This is a genomic window from Pseudoroseomonas cervicalis, assembly GCF_030818485.1.
Lineage (GTDB): Bacteria > Pseudomonadota > Alphaproteobacteria > Acetobacterales > Acetobacteraceae > Pseudoroseomonas > Pseudoroseomonas cervicalis_A.
Map to the genome: position 1 here is coordinate 974057 of NZ_JAUTAJ010000004.1, position 19726 is coordinate 993782.

General features: G+C 71.9%; 17 protein-coding genes and 1 tRNA gene. 11 read left to right on the forward strand and 7 right to left on the reverse strand.

Annotated features, from left to right (window positions below; translation table 11 throughout):
• The first annotated feature begins 28 nt into the window (after positions 1-28).
• Positions 29-967, forward strand: a complete 939-nt coding sequence (gene msrP / locus QE401_RS08415) for a protein-methionine-sulfoxide reductase catalytic subunit MsrP (protein ID WP_307137776.1) — start codon at positions 29-31, stop codon at positions 965-967.
• Positions 968-1042: 75 nt separating this feature from the next.
• Here the strand turns inward: msrP and QE401_RS08420 are convergent, their stop codons facing one another.
• The 6 genes from QE401_RS08420 to recG all read right to left on the reverse strand — a co-directional run bounded on the left by QE401_RS08420 (position 1043) and on the right by recG (position 8181).
• Positions 1043-1489: an NUDIX hydrolase gene (locus QE401_RS08420; protein WP_307137777.1), complete on the reverse strand. Its 447-nt coding sequence runs from the start codon at positions 1487-1489 to the stop codon at positions 1043-1045.
• Entirely contained in the window at positions 1486-2514 is a 1029-nt protein-coding gene (locus QE401_RS08425; RefSeq protein ID WP_307137778.1) for a DUF4340 domain-containing protein, read from the reverse strand. The genes QE401_RS08420 and QE401_RS08425 overlap by 4 nt, the downstream gene beginning before the upstream one ends.
• Before the next feature lie 12 nt (positions 2515-2526).
• Positions 2527-4518 carry a GldG family protein gene (locus QE401_RS08430; RefSeq protein WP_307137779.1) on the reverse strand — a complete coding sequence of 664 codons (1992 nt, stop codon included), beginning with the start codon at positions 4516-4518 and terminating at the stop codon, positions 2527-2529.
• 3 nt (positions 4519-4521) lie between these two features.
• Positions 4522-5253, reverse strand: a complete 732-nt coding sequence (locus tag QE401_RS08435; protein WP_307137780.1) for an ABC transporter permease — start codon at positions 5251-5253, stop codon at positions 4522-4524.
• Positions 5253-5981 carry an ABC transporter ATP-binding protein gene (locus QE401_RS08440; RefSeq protein ID WP_307137781.1) on the reverse strand — a complete coding sequence of 243 codons (729 nt, stop codon included), beginning with the start codon at positions 5979-5981 and terminating at the stop codon, positions 5253-5255. Before QE401_RS08440 ends, QE401_RS08435 begins: the two co-directional genes overlap by 1 nt.
• Before the next feature lie 118 nt (positions 5982-6099).
• Positions 6100-8181: an ATP-dependent DNA helicase RecG gene (recG, locus tag QE401_RS08445; protein WP_307137782.1), complete on the reverse strand. Its 2082-nt coding sequence runs from the start codon at positions 8179-8181 to the stop codon at positions 6100-6102.
• Positions 8182-8215: 34 nt separating this feature from the next.
• On the opposite strand from recG, the gene QE401_RS08450 reads away from it, so the two are divergent.
• Complete coding sequence (locus QE401_RS08450; protein ID WP_307137783.1) at positions 8216-8554, forward strand: succinate dehydrogenase assembly factor 2; 339 nt, start codon at positions 8216-8218, stop codon at positions 8552-8554.
• Positions 8551-12018 (forward strand): transcription-repair coupling factor, encoded by a 3468-nt coding sequence (mfd, locus tag QE401_RS08455; RefSeq protein WP_307137784.1) that lies wholly within the window; start codon positions 8551-8553, stop codon positions 12016-12018. The genes QE401_RS08450 and mfd overlap by 4 nt, the downstream gene beginning before the upstream one ends.
• 31 nt (positions 12019-12049) lie before the next feature.
• Here mfd and QE401_RS08460 read toward each other — a convergent pair whose 3' ends face one another.
• Entirely contained in the window at positions 12050-12736 is a 687-nt protein-coding gene (locus QE401_RS08460) for a DsbA family oxidoreductase (RefSeq protein WP_307137785.1), read from the reverse strand.
• A 160-nt stretch (positions 12737-12896) separates the two neighbouring features.
• Here QE401_RS08460 and QE401_RS08465 point away from each other — a divergent pair, with 160 nt between their 5' ends.
• The 8 genes from QE401_RS08465 (at position 12897) to QE401_RS08500 (ending at position 19716) form a co-directional block, all read left to right on the forward strand.
• Positions 12897-13556 carry a metal-dependent hydrolase gene (locus QE401_RS08465; protein ID WP_307137786.1) on the forward strand — a complete coding sequence of 220 codons (660 nt, stop codon included), beginning with the start codon at positions 12897-12899 and terminating at the stop codon, positions 13554-13556.
• 61 nt (positions 13557-13617) lie between these two features.
• Positions 13618-13707: transfer RNA gene (locus tag QE401_RS08470), tRNA-Ser, on the forward strand.
• Positions 13708-13820: 113 nt separating this feature from the next.
• Entirely contained in the window at positions 13821-14870 is a 1050-nt protein-coding gene (locus QE401_RS08475; RefSeq protein ID WP_307137787.1) for a lipid A deacylase LpxR family protein, read from the forward strand.
• A 50-nt stretch (positions 14871-14920) separates the two neighbouring features.
• On the forward strand, positions 14921-15892 hold the full coding sequence (locus QE401_RS08480; protein ID WP_307137788.1) for a lytic murein transglycosylase: 972 nt from the start codon (positions 14921-14923) through the stop codon (positions 15890-15892).
• A gap of 6 nt (positions 15893-15898) precedes the next feature.
• On the forward strand, positions 15899-16810 hold the full coding sequence (locus tag QE401_RS08485; protein WP_307137789.1) for a septal ring lytic transglycosylase RlpA family protein: 912 nt from the start codon (positions 15899-15901) through the stop codon (positions 16808-16810).
• A 38-nt stretch (positions 16811-16848) separates the two neighbouring features.
• Positions 16849-18054, forward strand: a complete 1206-nt coding sequence (locus QE401_RS08490) for a D-alanyl-D-alanine carboxypeptidase family protein (RefSeq protein ID WP_307137790.1) — start codon at positions 16849-16851, stop codon at positions 18052-18054.
• 1 nt (position 18055) lies between these two features.
• Positions 18056-18703, forward strand: a complete 648-nt coding sequence (tmk, locus tag QE401_RS08495; RefSeq protein WP_307137791.1) for a dTMP kinase — start codon at positions 18056-18058, stop codon at positions 18701-18703.
• The gene (locus QE401_RS08500; RefSeq protein WP_307137792.1) at positions 18700-19716 is read left to right on the forward strand and encodes a DNA polymerase III subunit delta'; all 1017 of its coding nucleotides are present in this window, start codon (positions 18700-18702) and stop codon (positions 19714-19716) included. The genes tmk and QE401_RS08500 overlap by 4 nt, the downstream gene beginning before the upstream one ends.
• Positions 19717-19726 lie beyond the last annotated feature (10 nt).

Here is a 19726-nt window from a genome sequence, read left to right on the forward strand (position 1 = left end):
GCGTTGGCCTGGGCAGGAGGGTGAGACAATGCCGATCCGCATTCCGCGTGGCTGGGAATTGCCGGAGAGCGCCGCGACGCCGGAGCATCTGGTGCTGGGCCGCCGCAAGGCCCTTGGCCTCGGCGCCGGGCTGATCGCCGGCGGGCTGGCCATGCCGTCCCTGGCACAGGAGGCCGGGATGGCGGCGATGCGCAACACGCGCTACGCGGCCGATCGCGCCCTGACCTCGGAGCGCGACGCCACCAGCTACAACAACTATTACGAGTTCGGCAGCGGCAAGAGCGTCGGCGGCCCGGCGCAGCGGCTGCGGCAGAGCCCCTGGACGATCCGGCTGGAGGGCATGGTCGAGAAGCCGCAGGAGATCGGGCTCGAGGATCTGCTGAAGCGGGTCAGCCTGGAGGAGCGGGTGCTGCGGCATCGCTGTGTCGAGGCCTGGGCGATGACGGTGCCCTGGACCGGCTTCGCCATGTCGGAGCTGCTGAAGATCGCCGCGCCGCTGTCGAGCGCCAAATATGTGGTGTTCGAGACGGTGCGCGATCCCTCGGTGATGCCGGGGCTGCGGCAGAGCTGGTATCCCTGGCCCTATACCGAGGGCTGCACCATCGAGGAGGCCGGCAATGAGCTGTGCTTCCTGGCGGTCGGGCTCTATGGCAAGCCGGTGCCGGCGCAGAATGGCGGGCCGATCCGCGTGCTGTTCCCCTGGAAATACGGCTTCAAGAGCGGCAAGTCGCTGGCCGCCATCCGTTTCACCGACACGCGGCCGGTGAGCTTCTGGGAGAAGCTGCAGCCCAGCGAATATGGCTTCTGGGCCAATGTGAACCCGGAGGTGCCGCATCCGCGCTGGAGCCAGGCGAGCGAGCGGCTGCTCGGCAGCAATGAGCGGGTGCCGACCAAGCTGTTCAACGGCTATGGCGCCTTCGTCGCCGACCTCTACCAGGGCCTGCAATCGGAACGGCTGTACCTGTAGCCGGCCGCCAACGGCGGCCGGCCCTGGCAGAAAAAAGAAGGAGGTCTGGGGGAATTCATTCCCCCAGATTCTTTTTCAGTCCGGCAATTCGGCGATGCGCCTGCGCCCTTCGTCGATTGCCCTGAGTGCCTCTGGCCACAGCCCCAGCGTCGCGACCTCATCCGGCGAGAAGAAGCGGGCCTCGCTGACATCGTCCCCCGCCACCGGCTCGCCGGAGAGCCAGCGCCCGGCGAAGTCGATGATGGTGTAGTGGAAGCGGGCGCGGCCTTCCTCGTCATGGCTCAGCGCGTCTACCACGACGGCGAGGGTCAGCGGCCCGACCTCGATGCCCGCTTCCTCGCGCAGCTCGCGGCGGGCGGCGGCCTCCGCGGTCTCGCCCAGCATCTGGGCGCCGCCGGGGATGGACCATTCGCCCTGGCGCGGCGGCCTGGCGCGCCGCACCAGCAGGACATCGTTGCCGCGGAAGGCCACCACGCCGATGCCGACCCAGGGCCGGTCGGGATATTCGCGGCTACCGCTCACGGCGCCGCGGGGCGGGGCGCGGCCTGCTCGGCCTGGCGGAGGTCGTCCAGCCGCGGCAGCAGGCTGCGCTCCTTGTGGGCCGGCACCTGATAGGCCCAGCCGCGCCAGCGGGCGTTGAGCTGCTCGGCCTCCGGGCTGCCCTCGGCCTTCAGCAGCAGCCACAGCGCCTCCTCCTTGCGGCGCAGCACGGCGTCGATCGCCAGGCTGTCGGTGAAGGTGAAGCGGGCGCTGCCCAGCGCCTCGCCGGGCATGTCGGCCTCGCGCTGCACATCGGTCAGCGTCAGGAACTCGAAGGCGCCGGCGATGGAATCCAGGCTGCTCTGCTCCAGCGGCGGCGTCTCGGCCGGGGCGGTGACGGAGAGGCGGCCATCCGGCCCCTCGCCACGGCGCAGTTCCAGCACCGGCGCGCCCTCGCGGCGGATGGTGGCGGCCAGCATCCGCTCGCGCGGGATGTTGGCCATGTCGCGGTCGATCCAGAGCTGGGCGTCGGCATCCAGCGGCAGGCGGCCCTCGGCCAGCCAGGACTGGGTCTCGCCGGGGCGGCGGACATAGACGCTCTCGGGCACATTGCCCTGCACGCGGACGCGGCGGCGGCCCACCACCAGCTCGGCGATGGGCTGGTTGCTGCCATCCAGCACCCGCAGCAGCGCGGCGGTGGAGCCCTCCTGCTCCGGGTCCTGCAGGCCCAGCCGCTCCAGCAGTTCGGGGTTGCTGGTGCGCGGCTCGACCAGGCGCAGCTCGGTCAGGCCGACCAGCAGCTCGCGCACCTTCTCGGGGCGGACGGGGTAGTCGGCGGCCTCGGGCAGCACCCAGACATCACCCTGGCGGCGGGCGATGGCCAGCGACTTGCCCTGCTGCTTCACCTCGATGCGCATGGCACCGGCGAGGCGGGCGGCCAGGTTCTGGAACATCAGCGGTGCGCCGCCAATGTCGCGCGGCTTCGGGCCGCCGGGGCCGAGGGCGACCACGGCGCCGGCGGAGGCGAGGGCGGCGGCGCCCAGGATGAGCAGGGATCGGCGTTCCATCTCGGCCTCTCCTCAGGCGCGGGCCGCAGCGCGGCGGCGGTTGCGCAGCACCGCCAGCACCAGGGCGAACAGGGTGAGCAGCGCCGGGACGAGCGCGATGTTGACGATGCGCAGGGTGCGCTCCAGCCCTTCGATATCCCGCCGCAGCTCCAGCTGCACGGTGCGCAGCTGGCCGCGCGTGGCGGTGATCTCGGCCCGGGCGCGGTCGATCTCGGCGCGCTGCTCAGGCGTGATGACGGTCTGGTTCTGGTTGCGCTCGCCGGGCTGGGCGGTGCCGGCCGCTGTCCCCTGGCGCAGCTGGCGCAGCCGCCGCTCGGTGGCTTCCAGCCGCTGGGTCAGGCTCTGCTCGGTCTGGCGGTACTGCGCCTCGGCGCTGCGGCGCATCTCCTCCACCACGCCGAAGGGGCGCAGCGATTCACCGCGCGAGCGCAGGCCGATCAGCGCATCGCCACCGGCCAGGGTGTCGGTGAGGTTGGCGATCAGCGCGCCATTGTCGCTGAAGGGGGTGGCCACCTGCTGGCCGAAGAAATCCTGCACCTGGACCCAGAAGCGGTCCTCCAGCAGGTCGGTGTCATTGGCGATGACGAGGTTGGCCGGGCCGTCGCTCTGCGCGCGATGGGCGGGGAAGCCGGCCGGGCGCTCCGCACCCTCGGCGGGGGCGGGCGGGCCGCCGGGGAAGGCGCTCTGCAGGATGCCGCGGGCGCGGGCCATCAGCACATAGCGCTGGCCATCCGCCTGGAAGCCGGCCAGCAGCTGGGCCGGGTTGGGGTTGCGGCGGACCTTGTCGGCCTCCACCAGCATGGCGCGGTCGCTGCTGGTGATCAGCGGCGTGAATTCGATGCCGGCGCCCTCGCGGCGGCGCACCTGGCCGGCGGAGGCGAAGGTGACCTGCTGCAGATCGGCCGTCGCCACATCGCCACGGCTCAGCGAATCCTCGGTCGCGTTGAACCAGGCGAGGTAGTCGACCGCCTGCAGCCGGTCGCGCGGATTGGCGCGCACGCGCCAGGCGCCGCGCTGGTCCAGCACCACCTTGTCCGACGGCGTCTCGATGCCCCAGGCGTTCAGCAGGCGGTCGAGATTGGAGGCCGTCTCGGCCGGGGGCTGGCCATTCGGGCCGGGGCGGCTCGCCTGGCTTTCGCTGTGCGGGTCCGTCATGGCGAAGAGCTTGCCGCCGCGCATGACGAACTGGTCGATGGCGTAGAGCGTCGTCTCCGGCAGGTTCTGCGGCTGGGCGACGATCAGCACCTGCATGTCGGCCGGGATGACCGCCGTGTCCGGCCCGACCTCGCGCAGCGTGAAGAACTGGCGCAGCTGGTTGGCGATGACGAAGGGCTGCCCGGCGCCGGGCACCCGCATCATCATCGCCCTGGGGTCGCCATTGACCGGCAGGGCCGAGAGCAGACCGACCACCGGGCGGCGCGGGTTGGACAGCTCATAGACCAGGCGCGTCAGGTCGTATTCCAGGAAGCGCTCGCGGTCCGGCTGGAAGAAGGGCAGCACCCGCTCATCATCCAGCAGGTTGCTGCCGGCCAGGCCGAAATAGACCTGCTCGCCGGACTGGTCGACCGGCACGCCCTGGATGCCGGCGGCCATGGCCCTGTCCTCGGTCTCCGAGAAGGGCTCGGGGTCGAGATATTCCAGGCGGATCTTGCCATCCGACAGGGCGGCGTATTCCTGCAGCATCTCGCGCACCCGGTCGGCATAGGCGCCATAGACCGGGATGCTGCCGCCGAGCCGGCTGGAATAGAACAGCCGCAGGGTGATCGGGTCCTGCAGGCCGCCGAGCACCTGACGGGTGCCGTCCGACAGGGTGTAGAGATGCTGCTGCGTCAGATCGAGCCGTGCCCGGGGCAGCAGCCGGTCGGCCAGCAGATTGGCCGAGACGGCCAGCACCAGAGCGGCGCCGAGGCCGCCGATGGAATAGGCCAGGCGGCGCGAGGCCGGGCGGGGCGCCGGGCGCGGCGTGCCGGAGGCAGGCGAGGGGGCGTGGGTGGCGTCGCTCATGGCTCAATCCGCCTTGCGATGGTCGACGGCCACGGCATTGGCGAACAGCCAGAAGCCGATGAAGCTGGCGAAATAGACGAGGTCCCGCAGCGCCACCACGCCACGGGAGAAGCCGCCGAGCCGGTCGGTGACCGATACGCCGCGCGCGATATCGGCCAGCACCGGCATCCGCACGGAGAGGAATTCCGTCACCACCGGGCTGCCGGCGGCGGCGAAGAGGAAGCAGATGGCGACCGCGAGGACGAAGGCGATGACCTGGTTCTTGGTCAGGGCCGAGATGGCGGCCCCGACCGCAAGATAGGCGCCGGCCACCAGCAGGCAGCCGAGATAGCCGGTCAGGATGACGCCATTGTCCGGATTGCCGAGATAGTTGACCGTCAGCACCAGGGGGAAGGTCAGGGCCAGCGCGATGGCGCAGAAGGCCCAGGCGGCCAGGAACTTGCCCAGCACCGCCTGCCATTGGGTGATCGGCAGGGTCAGCAGCAGCTCGATGGTGCCGAGGCGCCGCTCCTCCGCCCAGAGCCGCATGGTCAGCGCCGGGACCAGGAACAGGAACAGCCAGGGGATGAAGCCGAAGAAGGGCTGCAGGTCGGCGGTGCCGCGGCCGAAGAAATTCCCGAGCGTGAAGGTCAGCGCCCCCGACATCACCAGGAAGATGACGATGAACACATAGGCGACGGGCGTCGCGAAATACCCGGCCAGCTCGCGCCGGGCGACGATCAGGGAGGCGCGCATCAGGCGGCGTCCTTCGGCAGGGTCAGCGCGCGGAACACCGCGTCGAGCGAGGGGCCACGCCGCGCCAGCTCCACCGGCGTGGCATCGGCCAGCAGCTTGCCGCGCGCGATGATGATGGCGCGGGTGCAGATGGCCGAGACCTCCTCCAGGATATGGGTGGAGATGATGATGGCCTTCTGCGGCGCCATCTGCGCGATCAGCCGCCGCACCTCATGCTTCTGGTTGGGGTCGAGGCCGTCGGTCGGCTCGTCGAGCACCAGCACCGGCGGGTCGTGCAGCAGCGACTGGGCCAGGCCCACGCGGCGCTTGAAGCCCTTGGAGAGGGTCTCGATCGGCTGCAGCCGCACCTCCTCCAGCATGGTCAGCTTCATCGCATGGGCGACGCGGTCCGCGACCTCCGAGCCGCGATAGCCGCGGATGCGGGCGGCGAAGCCGAGAAAGGCGGTGACCGTCATCTCGGGATAGGTCGGCGCGCCTTCCGGCAGGTAGCCGAGATGGCGCTTGGCCTGGACGGGGCGGTCCACCACATCCTCGCCGCAGATGCGGGCGGTGCCGGCGGAGGGCGTCACGAAGCCCGCCAGCATCTTCATGGTGGTGGATTTGCCGGCGCCGTTCGGGCCCAGGAAGCCCAGCACCTCGCCCCGGGCCACGGTGAAGGACACGTCGTCGACGGCGGTGAAGCCGCCGAAGCGCTTGGTGAGGCGGTCGATCTCGATCAGCGCGGACAACCGGACATTCCCTGACAGCAGCGGACGGCCACCGGGTTTAATCGGGGCAGGGGGCATTGCAACCCCTCGGCCTGTATCGAAGCGTCGCCCCGGGGGCGGCGAGGGAGGCTCCGGCGGCTCAGCCGGCCGCCAGCGGCGCCAGGGAGAGATCGTGGCCGAACAGCGCCAGCAGCAGCCGCGCGGCGCGCCCACGCGGCGTGGCGGCCAGCTCCGGGTCCTTCTCCAGCAGCAGGGCGGCATCCTGGTGTGCCATGCGGATCAGCCCGCCATGGCGCTGCGGGTCGGCCAGCCGCCGGCCGATCCGCCCGGCCTGCCGCACCCCCAGCGCATCGCCGCCGCCGCGATACTCCAGATCGGCATCCGCGATGACGAAGCCGTCCTGCGTCTCGCGCAGCACGGCCAGCCGCCGCTGCTCCGATTCGTTCAGCTCGGCCGAGGGCAGCAGCAGGCAGAAGCTCTGTGCCTTGCCGCGCCCGACCCGGCCGCGCAGCTGGTGCAGCGCCGCCAGGCCGAAGCGCTCCGCCTGCTCGATGATCATGATGGTGGCCTCGGGCACGTCGACGCCGACCTCGACCACGGTGGTGGCGACCAGCAGCTGGGCGCGGCCGGCGGCGAAATCCTGCAGCGCGGCCTCGCGCACCTCCAGCTTCTGCGCGCCATGGGCCAGGCGCACCTTGTCTCCGAAGAGGGCGGAGAGATCGGCGAAGGTGGTCTCGGCCGCGGCATTGTCGTGCTTCTCGCCCTCCTCGACGGCGCGCACCACCCAATAGGCGCGATGGCCCTCGGCGAAGGCGGCGCGCAGCCGCGCCACCAGCTCCTCCCGCCGCTCGCGGCTGACGATGCGGGTGACGATGGGCTGGCGGCCGGCGGGCAGGCCTTCCAGCCGGCTCACCGCCATCTCGCCCCACTGGGTCAGCAGCAGGGTGCGGGGGATGGGGGTGGCGGTCATCACCAGCACGTCGGTGGTGCCCTTCTCGGTCAGCGCCAGGCGCTGGGCGACGCCGAAGCGGTGCTGCTCATCCACCACCGCGAGGCCGAGGTCGCGGAAGGCCACACCCTCCTCGATCAGCGCATGGGTGCCCACCACCAGGGGGATCGAGCCATCGGCGAGGCCGGCCAGCACGCGCTTGCGCTCCTTGCCCTTCACCGAGCCGGCCAGCAGGGCGCAGGGAACCCCGGCGGCGCCGGCGAGTTTCTCCAGCGTGCGCAGATGCTGGCGGGCGAGCAATTCGGTGGGCGCCATGAGGGCGGCCTGGGCGCCCCCCTCGACCGCGCGGAGCATGGCCATCACCGCGACCAGCGTCTTGCCCGCCCCCACATCCCCCTGCAGCAGCCGCAGCATGCGGCGCGGTGCCGCCAGATCGGCATCGATCTCGGCGATGGCCTTCGCCTGGCCGGCGGTCGGCTGATGGCCGAAGGCATGCAGCGCGGCGGCGCGCAGCCGGCTGTCGCCCGTCAGGGCGCGCCCCGGCCGTTGCAGCACGGTGCGGCGCACCAGCCCGACCGCCAGCTGGCCGGCCAGCAGCTCGTCATAGGCCAGGCGGTCGCGCGGCGTGTCGTCCGGCACCGCCTCCGGCGCCTGGATGGCGTGCAGCGCGGCGCCGAAGCCGGGCCAGCGGCGGCGCGCCAGCAGCGTCGCATCCTGCCATTCCGGCAGTGCCGGCAGCAGCGCCAGGGCATCGGCCATGGCGCGGCCAAGGTCGCGCTGGCCCAGCCCCTTGGCCAGCGGCCAGATCGGCTGCAGCGCCGGGATGACGTCCGGCGGCTCGACGAAATCCGGCGCGTCCATCTGCCAGCGGTCGCGGTAGCGCTTCACCCGGCCGGAGACGCGGCGCGGCGCGCCCTCCGGATAGGTGCGGCCCAGCCAGGCGCCGAGCCAGGAGCGGCGGCCGAAATAGATCAGGTCGATCGGCCCGTCCTCGGAGTCGCAGCGCACCGCCCAGGGCTGCACCGGGCTGCCGGGCGGGGTGACGCCCAGCACCCGCACCGGCAGGGTGGCGATCTCGCCTTCCCGGGGCTGGGTGTTGCGGCGGTCCTGGTAGCGCTCCGGCAGATGGAAGAGCAGGTCCATGACCCGCCCGCCCTCGACCAGCGCGGCCAGGCGCTTCCGCTTCTCCTCGGGCACGGGCAGGCTGTCGAGCGGCGCGAAAAGCGGCGCGGCGCGGTCCAGATCCGTCTCTCGGGCTGACACAATTCCCATCCCCCTCTATATGCCAGCCTCCAGAGGCGCCGACATGTCCCAGACCGATCAAAACAGCCATCCTTCCGCCCCCGATCTGTCCCCGCGCCGCCGGCGCCTGGTGTTCCGCGCCACGCATCGCGGCACCAAGGAGACGGATCTGATGGTGGGCGGCTTCGTCACCCGCAACATCGCCACCTTCTCGGAGGCCGAGCTGGACGAGCTCGAGGGGGTGCTGGAGCTGCTCGATGTCGATCTGGCGGATTGGCTCTCCGGCCGCCGCCCGATCCCGGCCGAGGTGATGACCCCGATGCTGGCCCGCATGGCCGAGGAATGCTCGCGCTCCGGCGCCGGCCTGCCGGATGCGGTGCGGGAGGCCGCGCCGCGCGGATGAGCCAGCTCACCGTCCATGGCGCGCCGGAAGGCTTCGACGCGCTGCTGCTGGCCCGCCGCCGGGCCGAGGCCCCGGGCTTCGTCCTGCATGTCTGCCGCGACGATGCCCGCATGGCGCGCATGCAGGACGGGCTGGCCTTCTTCGCCCCCGCTGTCGAGGTGCTGCGCTTCCCGGCCTGGGACTGCCTGCCCTATGACCGCGTCTCCCCGCATGCCGAGCTGGTGGCCGAACGGGTCGCCACCCTGGCCCGCCTGCTGGAGAAGGAGGCCCGCCCGCGCATCGTGCTGACCACGGTGAACGCGCTGGTGCAGCGCGTGCCGCCGCGCGCGGTGTTCGAGGGCGCCACGCTGCATCTGAAGAAGGGCGGGCGCATCCGCCCCGAGAAGCTGGCCGGCTTCCTGGACGCCAATGGCTACAACCGCGTCGCCACCGTGATGGAGCCGGGCGAGTACGCGGTGCGCGGCGGGCTGTTCGACCTCTACCCGGCCGGCGAGCCGGAGCCGGTGCGCCTCGACCTGTTCGGCGACGAGATCGAGACGCTGCGCCGCTTCGGCACCGAGACCCAGCGCAGCGGCGAGGCGGTGGCCGAGCTGTGGCTGCGCCCGGTGGGCGAGGTGCTGCTGGACGAGGACTCCATCGCCCGCTTCCGCGCCGGCTATCGCGACCTGTTCGGCATGCCGGCGGCGGAGGACCCGCTCTATGTCTCGGTCTCCGCGGGGCGGCGGCATCCGGGCATGGAGCATTACGCGCCGCTCTTCCATGAAAGCATGGCGACGCTGCTGGACTACATGCCCGGCGCCTCGGTCAGCCTGGACCATCAGGTCGAGGATGCGCTGACCACCCGCCTGGAGATGGTCGAGGACCATTACGAGGCGCGCCGCACCCCCCCGCGCGAGGGCGAGGTGCCCTACCGCCCCATCCCGCCGCGCCGCCTCTACCTGAACCGGCGCGACTGGGACGCGATGCTGGCGGGTGGCCCGCTGCTGGGCTTCAGCCCCTTCCCGAAGCCCGAGGGCGCCGAGGGGCTGGACGCGGGCGGCCGCCCGGGGCGGCTCTATGTCGAGGCCCGCGCCGCCGGGCAGAACGCCTTCGCCGTCTATCGCGAGCAGGCCGAGGCGCAGGCCAAGGCGGGGCAGCGCCCGGTGGTCGCCGCCTGGACCCGCGGCTCGCGCGAGCGGCTGGGCAATCTGCTGCGGGAGAACCGCATCCCCGCCCAGGCGGTGGAAGACTGGTCGGCCGCGCGCAAGCTGCCCCCCGGCACGGTCGCGCTGGCGATCTATGGCGTGGAGCGCGGCTTCACCGGCCCCGCCGCGCCGGATACCCGCGACACCGCCGCCATTGCCCTGACCAGCGAGCAGGATCTGCTGGGCGAGCGCATCTCCCGCCCGCCGCGCCGGCGCAAGCGGGCCGACCAGTTCATCGCCGACGCCACCGAGATCGCCGAGGGCGATCTGGTGGTGCATCAGGATCACGGCATCGGCCGCTATGACGGGCTGGAGACGCTCGACGTCTCCGGCGCGCCGCATGACTGCCTGCGGCTGCTCTATGATGGCGGCGACAAGCTGTTCCTGCCGGTCGAGAATATCGAGCTGCTCTCGCGCTTCGGCAGCGACAGCGCCGGCGTCTCGCTCGACAAGCTCGGCGGCACCTCGTGGCAGAACCGCAAGGCCAAGGCCAAGCAGCGCATCGCCGACATGGCGGGCCAGCTGATCCGCATCGCCGCCGAGCGGCGGGTGAAGGACGCGCCGCTGGTCACCCCGCCCGAGGGCGCCTGGGACGAGTTCTGCGCCCGCTTCCCCTTCGCCGAGACCGAGGACCAGCAGCGCGCCATCGCCGATGTGCTGGAGGATCTGGCCGCCGGCCGGCCGATGGACCGGCTGATCTGCGGCGATGTCGGCTTCGGCAAGACCGAGATCGCGCTGCGCGCCGCCTTCGTCGTCGCCATGTCCGGCGCGCAGGTGGCGGTGGTGGTGCCGACGACGCTGCTCTCCCGCCAGCATTTCCGGACGTTTTCGGCGCGCTTCGAGGGGCTGCCGATCAAGGTGGCCCAGCTCTCCCGCATGGTCACCGCCAAGGAGGCGGCGCAGGTCAAGGCGGGGCTCGCCGATGGCTCGATCAACATCGTCGTCGGCACCCATGCGCTGCTGGCCAAGGGGGTGGAGTTCGCCGATCTCGGCCTGGTCATCGTCGATGAGGAGCAGCATTTCGGCGTCGCCCACAAGGAGCGGCTGAAATCGCTGAAGGCCGATGTCCATGTCCTGACGCTGACCGCGACGCCGATCCCGCGCACCCTGCAGCTGGCGCTGACCGGGGTGCGGGAGATGAGCGTGATCGCGACGCCGCCGGTCGACCGGCTGGCGGTGCGCACCTTCATCATGCCCTTCGACGCGGTGGTGATCCGCGAGGCGATCCAGCGCGAGCGCTTCCGCGGCGGGCAGGTCTTCTGCGTGGTGCCGCGGCTCGAGGATCTGCCGAAGATGGTCACGCGCCTGGCCGACATCGTGCCGGAGGCGCGGGTCGTCCAGGCGCATGGCCGCCTGACGCCGACCGAGCTCGAACGCGTGATGACCGAGTTCGGCGACGGCAAGTTCGACATCCTGCTGGCGACGAACATCGTCGAGAGCGGGCTCGACATGCCGGCGGTGAACACGCTGCTGATCTACCGCGCCGACATGTTCGGCCTGGCCCAGCTCTACCAGCTGCGCGGGCGCGTGGGCCGCGGCAAGCAGCGCGGCTATGCCTATCTGACCTGGCCCGCCACGCAGCGCCTGTCGCCGGCGGCCGAGAAGCGGCTCGCCGTGATGCAGACGCTGGACAATCTCGGCGCCGGCTTCACGCTGGCCAGCCACGACCTCGACATCCGCGGCGCCGGCAATCTGCTGGGCGACGAGCAGTCGGGCCATATCCGCGAGGTCGGCATCGAGCTCTACCAGCAGATGCTGGAAGAGGCGGTGGCCGACATCAAGGCCGGGCAGGGAAGGCGGGGCGAGGGCGCCGACCGCGACTGGACGCCGCAGATCAATCTCGGCCTGCCGGTGCTGATCCCGGAGAACTACGTCGCCGATCTGCCGGTGCGCCTCGGCCTCTACCGCCGCATCGGCGCCCTGGCCGGCGATGCCGAGGTGGAGGCGATGGCGGCCGAGCTGGGCGACCGTTTCGGCCCGCTGCCGCCCGAGGTCGAGAATCTGCTGCAGGTGGTCTCCATCAAGCATCTCTGCCGCCAGGCGGGGGTGGAGAAGCTGGATGCGGGGCCGAAGGGCATCGTCGCCGCCTTCCGCCGCAACAATTTCAGCAATCCGGGCGGGCTGGTGAACTGGGTGGCGGCGCAGAAGGGGCTGGTGAAGCTGCGCCCCGACCACAAGCTGGCCATGGTGCGGGAGATGGACCTGAAGACCCGCATGCGTGCGGCCAAGGACATGCTGGCGGCGCTGGCCAAGGTGGCGCGTCAGGCCAAGGCGGCCTGAGTGGGCAGGGCGCGGCCGGGCCGGCCGCGCCTCAGAACTCCGCGGCTTCGGCCAGCGCCACGTCGATCAGCCGCTCCAGCACCTCCGGCTCCTGCGCGCCGGCGATGGCATGGCCGGATTCCTGGCCCGGCCGGCCGCTCATGACGAAGCAGGGCACGCCATTGATGCCGAGGCGGTGGGCACGGAGATTCTCGGCATGCACCGCGTCGCTCTCCAGCCCGCTGGCCAGGAAGCGCAGCGCGGTGCGCCGGTCCAGCCCGTGCTGCGCTGCCAGCAGGGCCAGTGCGTCATGGCTGCCGATATCCACGCCCTCGCAGAAATGCGCCACGAACAGCGCATCCACCATGGCATCCGCCACGCCGTGCTGCGCCGCCAGCCGCACCAGCCGGTGCGCATCCACCGAGGCCGGGATGCGCTGGATGCGGTCGAAGCGGAAGGCGATGCCCTCTGCCACGCCGAGATCCGTCATGGTGGCGTGCAGCCGGCGGGCGCGTTCCTCGCCGCCGAATTTGCGCGCCATGTAGTCCTGCCGCTGCACGCCGGCCGCGCCCAGATCGGGGTTCAGCAGGAAGGGCCGCCAGCGGATCTCGGCCGACAGCTCCGGCCGCCGCGCCAGGGCCCGGCGCAGCCGGCGCGTGCCCAGGAAGCACCAGGGGCAGACCAGGTCGAACACCACCTCGATCTCGAGATGGGGGCGGGGCGGGGAGATCAGGTTCACCCCCCGCTTATAGGCCAGATCGCGCGGCGCTTCATCCCGCCCCGCAACGGCTGTGTGGAGCGATTCGTTTTTGCCAGGATCGTGGTGAATCAGGCTTGTAGGAGAGAGTCCTGACTCCTAGTTTGAATGAACCTCGGATAAGGCATTCAAAGACTTCATGATGGCGGGGTCGCATATCGCGCTGGGGGCCGCCGCTTGGTTCGTCGCGGCCCCGCGGCTGGGGCTTCCCGCCCTCGACCCCGCGCTGCTCGGCCTCGCGGTGTTCGGTGCGCTGCTGCCCGATATCGACCATCCGAAATCCTGGCTGGGCAAGCGGCTGCGCCCGGTCTCCACGGTTTTCGCGACGCTGTTCGGGCATCGCGGCGTCACCCATTCGCTGCTGGCGGTGGTGGGCTGCGCCGTGCTGCTGCTGCGGCAGGAGGTGCCGCTGGCCATCGCCGCGCCCCTTGTGGTGGGCTACCTGTCGCATCTGGCGGCCGATCTGCTGACGCCGGCCGGGCTGCGCCTGGCCTGGCCGCTGCGCGGCACCTATGCGCTGCCGCTCTGCCGCAGCGGCTCCCCCTTCGAGCCGCTGGTGGTGGCGCTGGCGCTCTCCTGGGCCTGGGGCAGCACGCATGAGCAGATCAACTGGCATGCCGGGTTGCGCGCCACCGGCGTGTGCCGGGTGCTGGGGCCGCAGCTGCCGGCGGTGTGCCCGCCCCACGCGCCGCCGGTCGCCGGCGTGGCGCGGCCGGATCTGGAGAGCGCCTGGCAGGGGCTGCGGCAATCGGGGGAGACGCTGCTGGCGCGCAACGGGCTGCGCAGCCCCGCCACCAATTAGCGCCCCTCGACCATGTCGGCGGAAGCGGCTATCCCGCCAGGGCAGGGCGCGGATCGCCCCTGGATGGGTGGCCGAGTGGTTTAAGGCAGCGGTCTTGAAAACCGCCGTAGGTGCAAGCCTACCGTGGGTTCGAATCCCACCCCATCCGCCATGCGGTTCGCGCCCCCGCCAGCGCCATGATCGCGCCATGACATTCCGGCATCCGGGCGCGTAAACCCGGCCGCCATTGCCGCGTTACCGCTTGCGCCGCGAGAAGGAAGAACCATGCGCGCCCTTGCGACGACCCTGTTCCTGTCCTGCGCCGTGCTGGCCAGCCCTGGCTGGACCGGCCCCGCTCTGGCGCAATCCCCCCTGAACCCGCTGCGGCCGGCGCCGGTGCCGGGGGACAGCCCGCCGCCGCCCGATCCGCGCGGGACCTTCACCTTCTCGATCGAGAACGACATGTTCGGCGGCAGCGACCGCTACTACACCAACGGCTTCCAGTTCGCTTGGCGCTCGCCCTCGGCCGACCTGCCGGAGCCGCTGACCTGGCTGAACGACCGGCTGGACTGGATGATGGGCCCGGGCACGCTGCGCTGGGGCGTGGCCTTCGGCCAGAGCCTCTACACCCCGCAGGACACCGAGACGACGCAGCCCAGCCTGCGCGACCGCCCCTATGCCGCCTTCCTCTATGGCGCGCTGACGCTGAACCGCATCACCGAGCGTACCTCCAGCACCTTCGAGCTGCAGCTGGGTGTGGTCGGTCCCTCGGCGCTCGGCGAGTTCGTGCAGAACAACTACCACGACCTGATCAATGTCGATCAGGTCAATGGCTGGCGCACCCAGCTGAAGGACGAGCCCGCGATCAACGCCATCGTCGAGCGCAAGCTGCGCCTGCCGCTGGGCGAGATCGCCGGCATGCAGATGGAGGCCATCCCCGCCGTCACGCTGAGCCTGGGCAATGTCGCGACCTATGCCGGGGCGGGCGGGCTGCTGCGCATCGGCCAGGGGCTGGAGGCGGATTACGGCCCGCCGCGCATCCGCCCGGCGCTGGCCGGCTCGCACTGGATCCAGCCGCGGCAGGATTTCGGCTGGTATGTTTTCGTGGGCGCCGATGGCCGCGCCGTGGCGCGCGACATCTTCCTCGACGGCAACACCTGGCGGGAGAGCCGCAGCGTCGACAAGCGCATCCTGGTGGGCGATTTCCAGGCCGGCGTCGCCGTGCTGTGGCGCGGCATGCGCTTCGCCTACACCCAGGTCTGGCGCTCGGAGGAGTTCTACGGCCAGCAGGGCACGCAGAGCTTCGGCTCGATCAGCGTATCCTTCCGTTTCTGAAGGCCTTAGCCGGTTGCGGGGAGGGTGCCGGCCGTGGCACCTCTCCCTCCATGCCGATGCGCCGCACCCTGCTGACCCTGACCCCGGCGCTGGCCCTCGCGGCCACCGCCCCGGCCCTGGCCGCGCAGGAGAGCTTCGAGGCCTTCCTGGGCGGCGTCTCGCGTGAGGCGGAGGGGCAGGGCGTCGCGCCCGCTCTGCTGCGCCGCGCCTTCGCCGGCCTCGCCCCCAACCAGCGCGTGCTGGAGCTGGACCGGCGCCAGGCCGAGTTCACCCTGAGCTGGGAACGCTATCGCGACGGGCGGCTGGTGCCGCAGCGCATCGGCCAGGGCCGCCGCATGGCGGAACAGCATGCCGAGCTGCTGCAGCGCATCGCCGCGCGCTACGCCGTCTCCCCCCGCATCATCCTGGCGGTCTGGGGACTGGAGACCAATTACGGTGGCTTCACCGGCAATTTCAGCACCATCCAGGCGCTGGCGACACTGGCCTGGGATGGCCGCCGCAGCGCCTTCTTCCGGCGCGAGCTGCTGGCGGCGCTGCAGATCCTGCAGCAGGGCGATGTGACGCCAGAGAAGATGCGCGGCAGCCATGCCGGCGCCATGGGCCATCCGCAATTCATGCCGACCAGCTTCCAGGCGCTCGCCGTGGATTTCGACGGCGACGGGCGGCGCGACATCTGGGACAGCCGGGCCGATGCGCTGGCCTCCATCGCCAACTACCTGGCGCATCATGGCTGGCGCGGCGATGAGCGCTGGGGGCGGGAGGTGACGCTGCCGCCGGGCTTCGACACCGCCCAGGCCGGCCGTGCCACAAGCCGCCCCTTGCGCGACTGGCTGGGCCAGGGCGTCGCCGCCGCCGATGGCAGCGAGCTGCCGCCGCTGGAGATGCAGACCTCGATCCTGCTGCCCGACGGGCCGGGCGGGCAGGCCTTCGCGGTCTATCCGAATTTCCACGTCATCCGTCGCTACAACCCCTCCGATTTCTATGCCCTGGCGATCGGGCTGCTGTCCGACCAGGTGGGCTGAGGCGCCATGGCACGCATCCGGATCCTGCTGCTCTCCCTCGCGCTGCCCCTGGCGCTGGCCGCCGCCTGCACCCGCCAGGCACCGCCGCCGCCGGCCGCGCAGCCGCGCTACATGGTCGGCGAACCCTATGCGATGGGCGGAATCTGGTCCTATCCGCGCGAGGATTTCGCGCTGCAGGAAACCGGGCTGGCGGCGGTGGTCGCCGATGCCCGCGCCGGCCGCCGCACCAGCAATGGCGAGATCTGGGATCCCTCGGCGCTGGTCGCCGCGCATCGCACCCTGCAGCTGCCGGCCATCCTGCAGGTGACCAATCTGGAGAATGGCCGGCAGCTGCGGCTGCGGGTGAATGACCGCGGCCCGGCCCAGCCGGGGCGGGTGCTCGGCCTGTCGCGCCGCGCGGCGGAGCTGCTGGGCGTGCCGGCGGCGGGCGGCACCCAGCTCTCCATCGCGGTGGATGGCGATGCCTCCCGCGCCCTGGCCGGTGGCCTGCCGCAGGCCGAGAGCCGGGCGCTGCCCGTCGCCACCGCGCCGCGCGCCGCGCTGGAGAGCGAATCCCTGGCCCCGCCGCCCGGCGCCCAGGCCGCCGGGCGGGTGCGGGAAGGCCGCGCCGGCCCCGCCATCGCCGCCCTGCCAGAGGCCAGCGCCAGCAGCGTGCCGGAGCGCTTGCCGGAGCAGGTGCTGCAGGGCTATGCGCGGCCCGGGCGGCTCTATGTCCAGGCCAGCAGCTTCACCAACCGCGCCGATGCGCAGCGCCAGGCGGCGCGCATCGGCGGCGCGCGGGTGGAGCCCTTCGGCCCGCCGCGCCGCCCGGAATACCGTGTCCGCCTCGGCCCCTTCACGACGCCTTCGGAAGCCGACAGGGCTCTTGAGATGGTGCACCGCTCGGGCGTATCGGAAGCCCGTATCCTGGTCGACTGAGCAGCGGCCAACTGAGTTTCGAATAGGAGATTTCCGCGATGCCGCTTCGCCGTGACCTGCTGGGCGGTGCCGCCGCGGTGCTTGCCGCCGGCACCCTGCCTCTGAGCGCCCAGGCGCAGCGCCGCCCGGCCGGCCGGGCGGCGGCGCCCGCCGTGCCGACCAGCCCGGCCAGCACACCGCTCGGGCCGCTGGACACGGCGGCGCGCCAGGCGCTGCTGATGGATGCCGATACCGGCGCCGTGCTGCTCGAGAAGAACGCGGATGAGCGGATGCCGCCCTCCTCGATGTCGAAGCTGATGACGATGTATGTCGTCTTCGACCTGCTGAAGCAGGGCCGGCTGCGGCTGGACCAGACCCTGCCGGTGAGCGAGCGGGCCTGGCGCATGGGCGGCTCGAAGATGTTCGTCGAGCTGGGCAGCTCCGTCTCGGTCGAGAATCTGGCGCGCGGCGTCATCATCCAGTCCGGCAATGATGCCTGCATCGTGCTGGCCGAGGGCATCAGCGGCAGCGAGCAGCAATTCGCCGAGCTGCTGAACGAATACGCCCGCAAGCTGGGCATGAATGACAGCACCTTCCGCAACGCCACCGGCTGGCCCGACCCCGAGCACCGCATGACGGCGCGCGACCTGGCGATCCTGGCGCGGCACCTGATCAACGATTTCCCGCAGTATTTCACCTTCTACAGCGAGCGTTCCTTCCAGTGGAACGGCATCAACCAGGAGAACCGCAACCCGCTGCTGGGTCGTGTGCCCGGCGCCGATGGCCTGAAGACCGGCCATACCGAGGATGCGGGCTACGGCCTCACCGGCACGGTGAAGCGCGGCGACCGCCGGCTGATCCTGGTGGTGAACGGCCTGACCTCGATGCGCGCGCGCGGCGAGGAATCCGAGCGGCTGATGGAATGGGGCTTCCGCGAATTCGAGAATGTCGTGCTGTTCCGCGCCGCCGACACGGTGGAGGCGGCGCCGGTCTATCTGGGCGAGCAGCCGACCGTGCCGCTGGTCGGCGGCAAGGACATGGTGCTGACCCTGCCGCGCCAGTGGCGCCGCAACCTGACGGTGAAGCTGCGCTACAACGGCCCGATCCCGGCGCCGATCGCCAAGGGGCAGGAGGTCGGGCAGCTCGACGTCTCCGGCCAGGGCGTGCCGCCCATGGTGCTGCCGCTCTATGCCGGGGCCGATGTGCCGAAGCTCGGGCTGATCCCGCGCATCCCGGCGGTGATCGCCCGCATGGTGTCCGGCTGAGGTGAGCGGCGGGCATACCGGGCGCGGCCGCTTCATCACGCTGGAAGGGGGGGAAGGGGCCGGCAAGACCACGCTGGCCCGCGCCCTGTCGGCGCGCCTGTCGGCCGCCGGCCTGCCGGTGCTGCGCACCCGCGAGCCCGGCGGCGCGCCGGGGGCGGAGGCGCTGCGCGGGTTGCTGCTCTCGGGCGGAGTGGCCTGGGACCCGGTGGCCGAGGCGATGCTGATGTTCGCCGCCCGCCGCGAGCATTGGGTGAAGACCATCCAGCCGGCGCTCGCGGCCGGCATCTGGGTGGTGTGCGACCGCTTCGCCGATTCCACCCTGGCCTATCAATGCCATGGCCATGGGCTGTCGCCCGATGTCTGGCGCCAGCTGAAGCAGGTGGCTTTGGGCGAGGTCGGGCCGGATGCGACACTGGTGCTCGATGTGCCGCCGGAGCGCGGCATGGCGCGGGCCCTGTCGCGCGGCGCGGCGCCGGACCGCATCGAGAGCCTGGGCAGCGCCTTCCACGCCCGGGTGAACGCGGCCTTCCGCGCCATCGCCGAGGCCGAGCCCGCGCGCTGCGCCGTGCTGGATGCCGCCCTGCCGCCCGATGCCGTGCTGGCGCAGGCCGTGGCGGCGCTGAGCCAGCGGCTCGGGGTGGCGCTGTGAGCGCCAGCCTGGCGGTGCCGGAGGCCCGCGCCAATCCGGAGCTGTTCGGCCATGAGCATGCCGCGGCCGCCCTGGCCGAGGCGGCCGGCGCGGGCCGGCTGCACCATGCCTGGCTGCTGGCCGGGCCGCGCGGCGTCGGCAAGGCGACGCTGGCCTACCGCTTCGCCCGCTGGCTGCTGGCCGGGCGGCCGGAATCGCATCCGCCGCTCTATCTGCCGCCGGAGGATCAGGTGTTCCGCCGCGTCGCCGCCGGCGCGCATGCCGATCTGCGCAGCCTGGCGCCGAATGCCGGGGAGCGCGGCGTCAAGCTGATCATCCGCGTCGACGAAGTGCGGCAGGTGCCGCGCTTCCTCGGCCTGACCGCGGCCGAGGGCGGCTGGCGCATCGTCGTGGTCGAGCAGGTCGAGGCGATGAATGCCGAGGCGCAGAACGCCCTGCTGAAGACGCTGGAGGAGCCGCCGGCGCGCGCCCTGCTGCTGCTGACCAGCGCGGCGCCGGACCGGCTGCTGCCCACCATCCGCAGCCGTTGCCGCCGTGTCGACCTCTTCCCGCTGCCGGAGGCGGAGATGGACCGGCTGCTGACCCGCTGGCTGCCGGAGCTGTCGGCCGAGCAGCGCGGCGTGCTCGCCCGCATCGCCGGCGGCGCGCCGGGCCGCGCGCTGCAGCTGGCGGAGGGTGACGGCCTTGCCCTGCAGCAGCAGGTGGAGGCGTTCCTGGCCACCCTGCCGCGCCCCGACCCGCGCGCCCTGCACGCGCTGGGCGACACGCTGGCGGCCAAGCGCGATGGCAGCGCCTTCACCACCTTCATCGAGCTGCTGCGGCAGGAGCTGGGGATCGCCATCCGTGCCGCCGGGCGCGGGCAGCCCGTGCCCGACTACATTCACACCCGCCCGCTTGCCGATTGGGCGGTGCTGTGGGACACCCTGGGCCGCCTGGCCGATGAGACCGAAACCCTGAATCTCGACCGCAAGCAGGCGGTGCTGAGCGGTCTCTCGCAGCTGGCCTCGCGCTGAGGACCAAGAG

Bases quoted from the DNA above. Each gene is read 5' to 3' on its own strand.
- msrP (WP_307137776.1), top strand. From the start codon at position 29: ATGCCGATCCGCATTCCGCGTGGCTGGGAATTGCCGGAGAGCGCCGCG.
- QE401_RS08425 (WP_307137778.1), bottom strand. From the start codon at position 2,514: ATGGAACGCCGATCCCTGCTCATCCTGGGCGCCGCCGCCCTCGCCTCC.
- QE401_RS08430 (WP_307137779.1), bottom strand. From the start codon at position 4,518: ATGAGCGACGCCACCCACGCCCCCTCGCCTGCCTCCGGCACGCCGCGC.
- QE401_RS08435 (WP_307137780.1), bottom strand. From the start codon at position 5,253: ATGCGCGCCTCCCTGATCGTCGCCCGGCGCGAGCTGGCCGGGTATTTC.
- recG (WP_307137782.1), bottom strand. From the start codon at position 8,181: ATGGGAATTGTGTCAGCCCGAGAGACGGATCTGGACCGCGCCGCGCCG.
- QE401_RS08450 (WP_307137783.1), top strand. From the start codon at position 8,216: ATGTCCCAGACCGATCAAAACAGCCATCCTTCCGCCCCCGATCTGTCC.
- mfd (WP_307137784.1), top strand. From the start codon at position 8,551: ATGAGCCAGCTCACCGTCCATGGCGCGCCGGAAGGCTTCGACGCGCTG.
- QE401_RS08465 (WP_307137786.1), top strand. From the start codon at position 12,897: ATGGCGGGGTCGCATATCGCGCTGGGGGCCGCCGCTTGGTTCGTCGCG.
- QE401_RS08475 (WP_307137787.1), top strand. From the start codon at position 13,821: ATGCGCGCCCTTGCGACGACCCTGTTCCTGTCCTGCGCCGTGCTGGCC.
- QE401_RS08480 (WP_307137788.1), top strand. From the start codon at position 14,921: ATGCCGATGCGCCGCACCCTGCTGACCCTGACCCCGGCGCTGGCCCTC.
- QE401_RS08485 (WP_307137789.1), top strand. From the start codon at position 15,899: ATGGCACGCATCCGGATCCTGCTGCTCTCCCTCGCGCTGCCCCTGGCG.
- QE401_RS08490 (WP_307137790.1), top strand. From the start codon at position 16,849: ATGCCGCTTCGCCGTGACCTGCTGGGCGGTGCCGCCGCGGTGCTTGCC.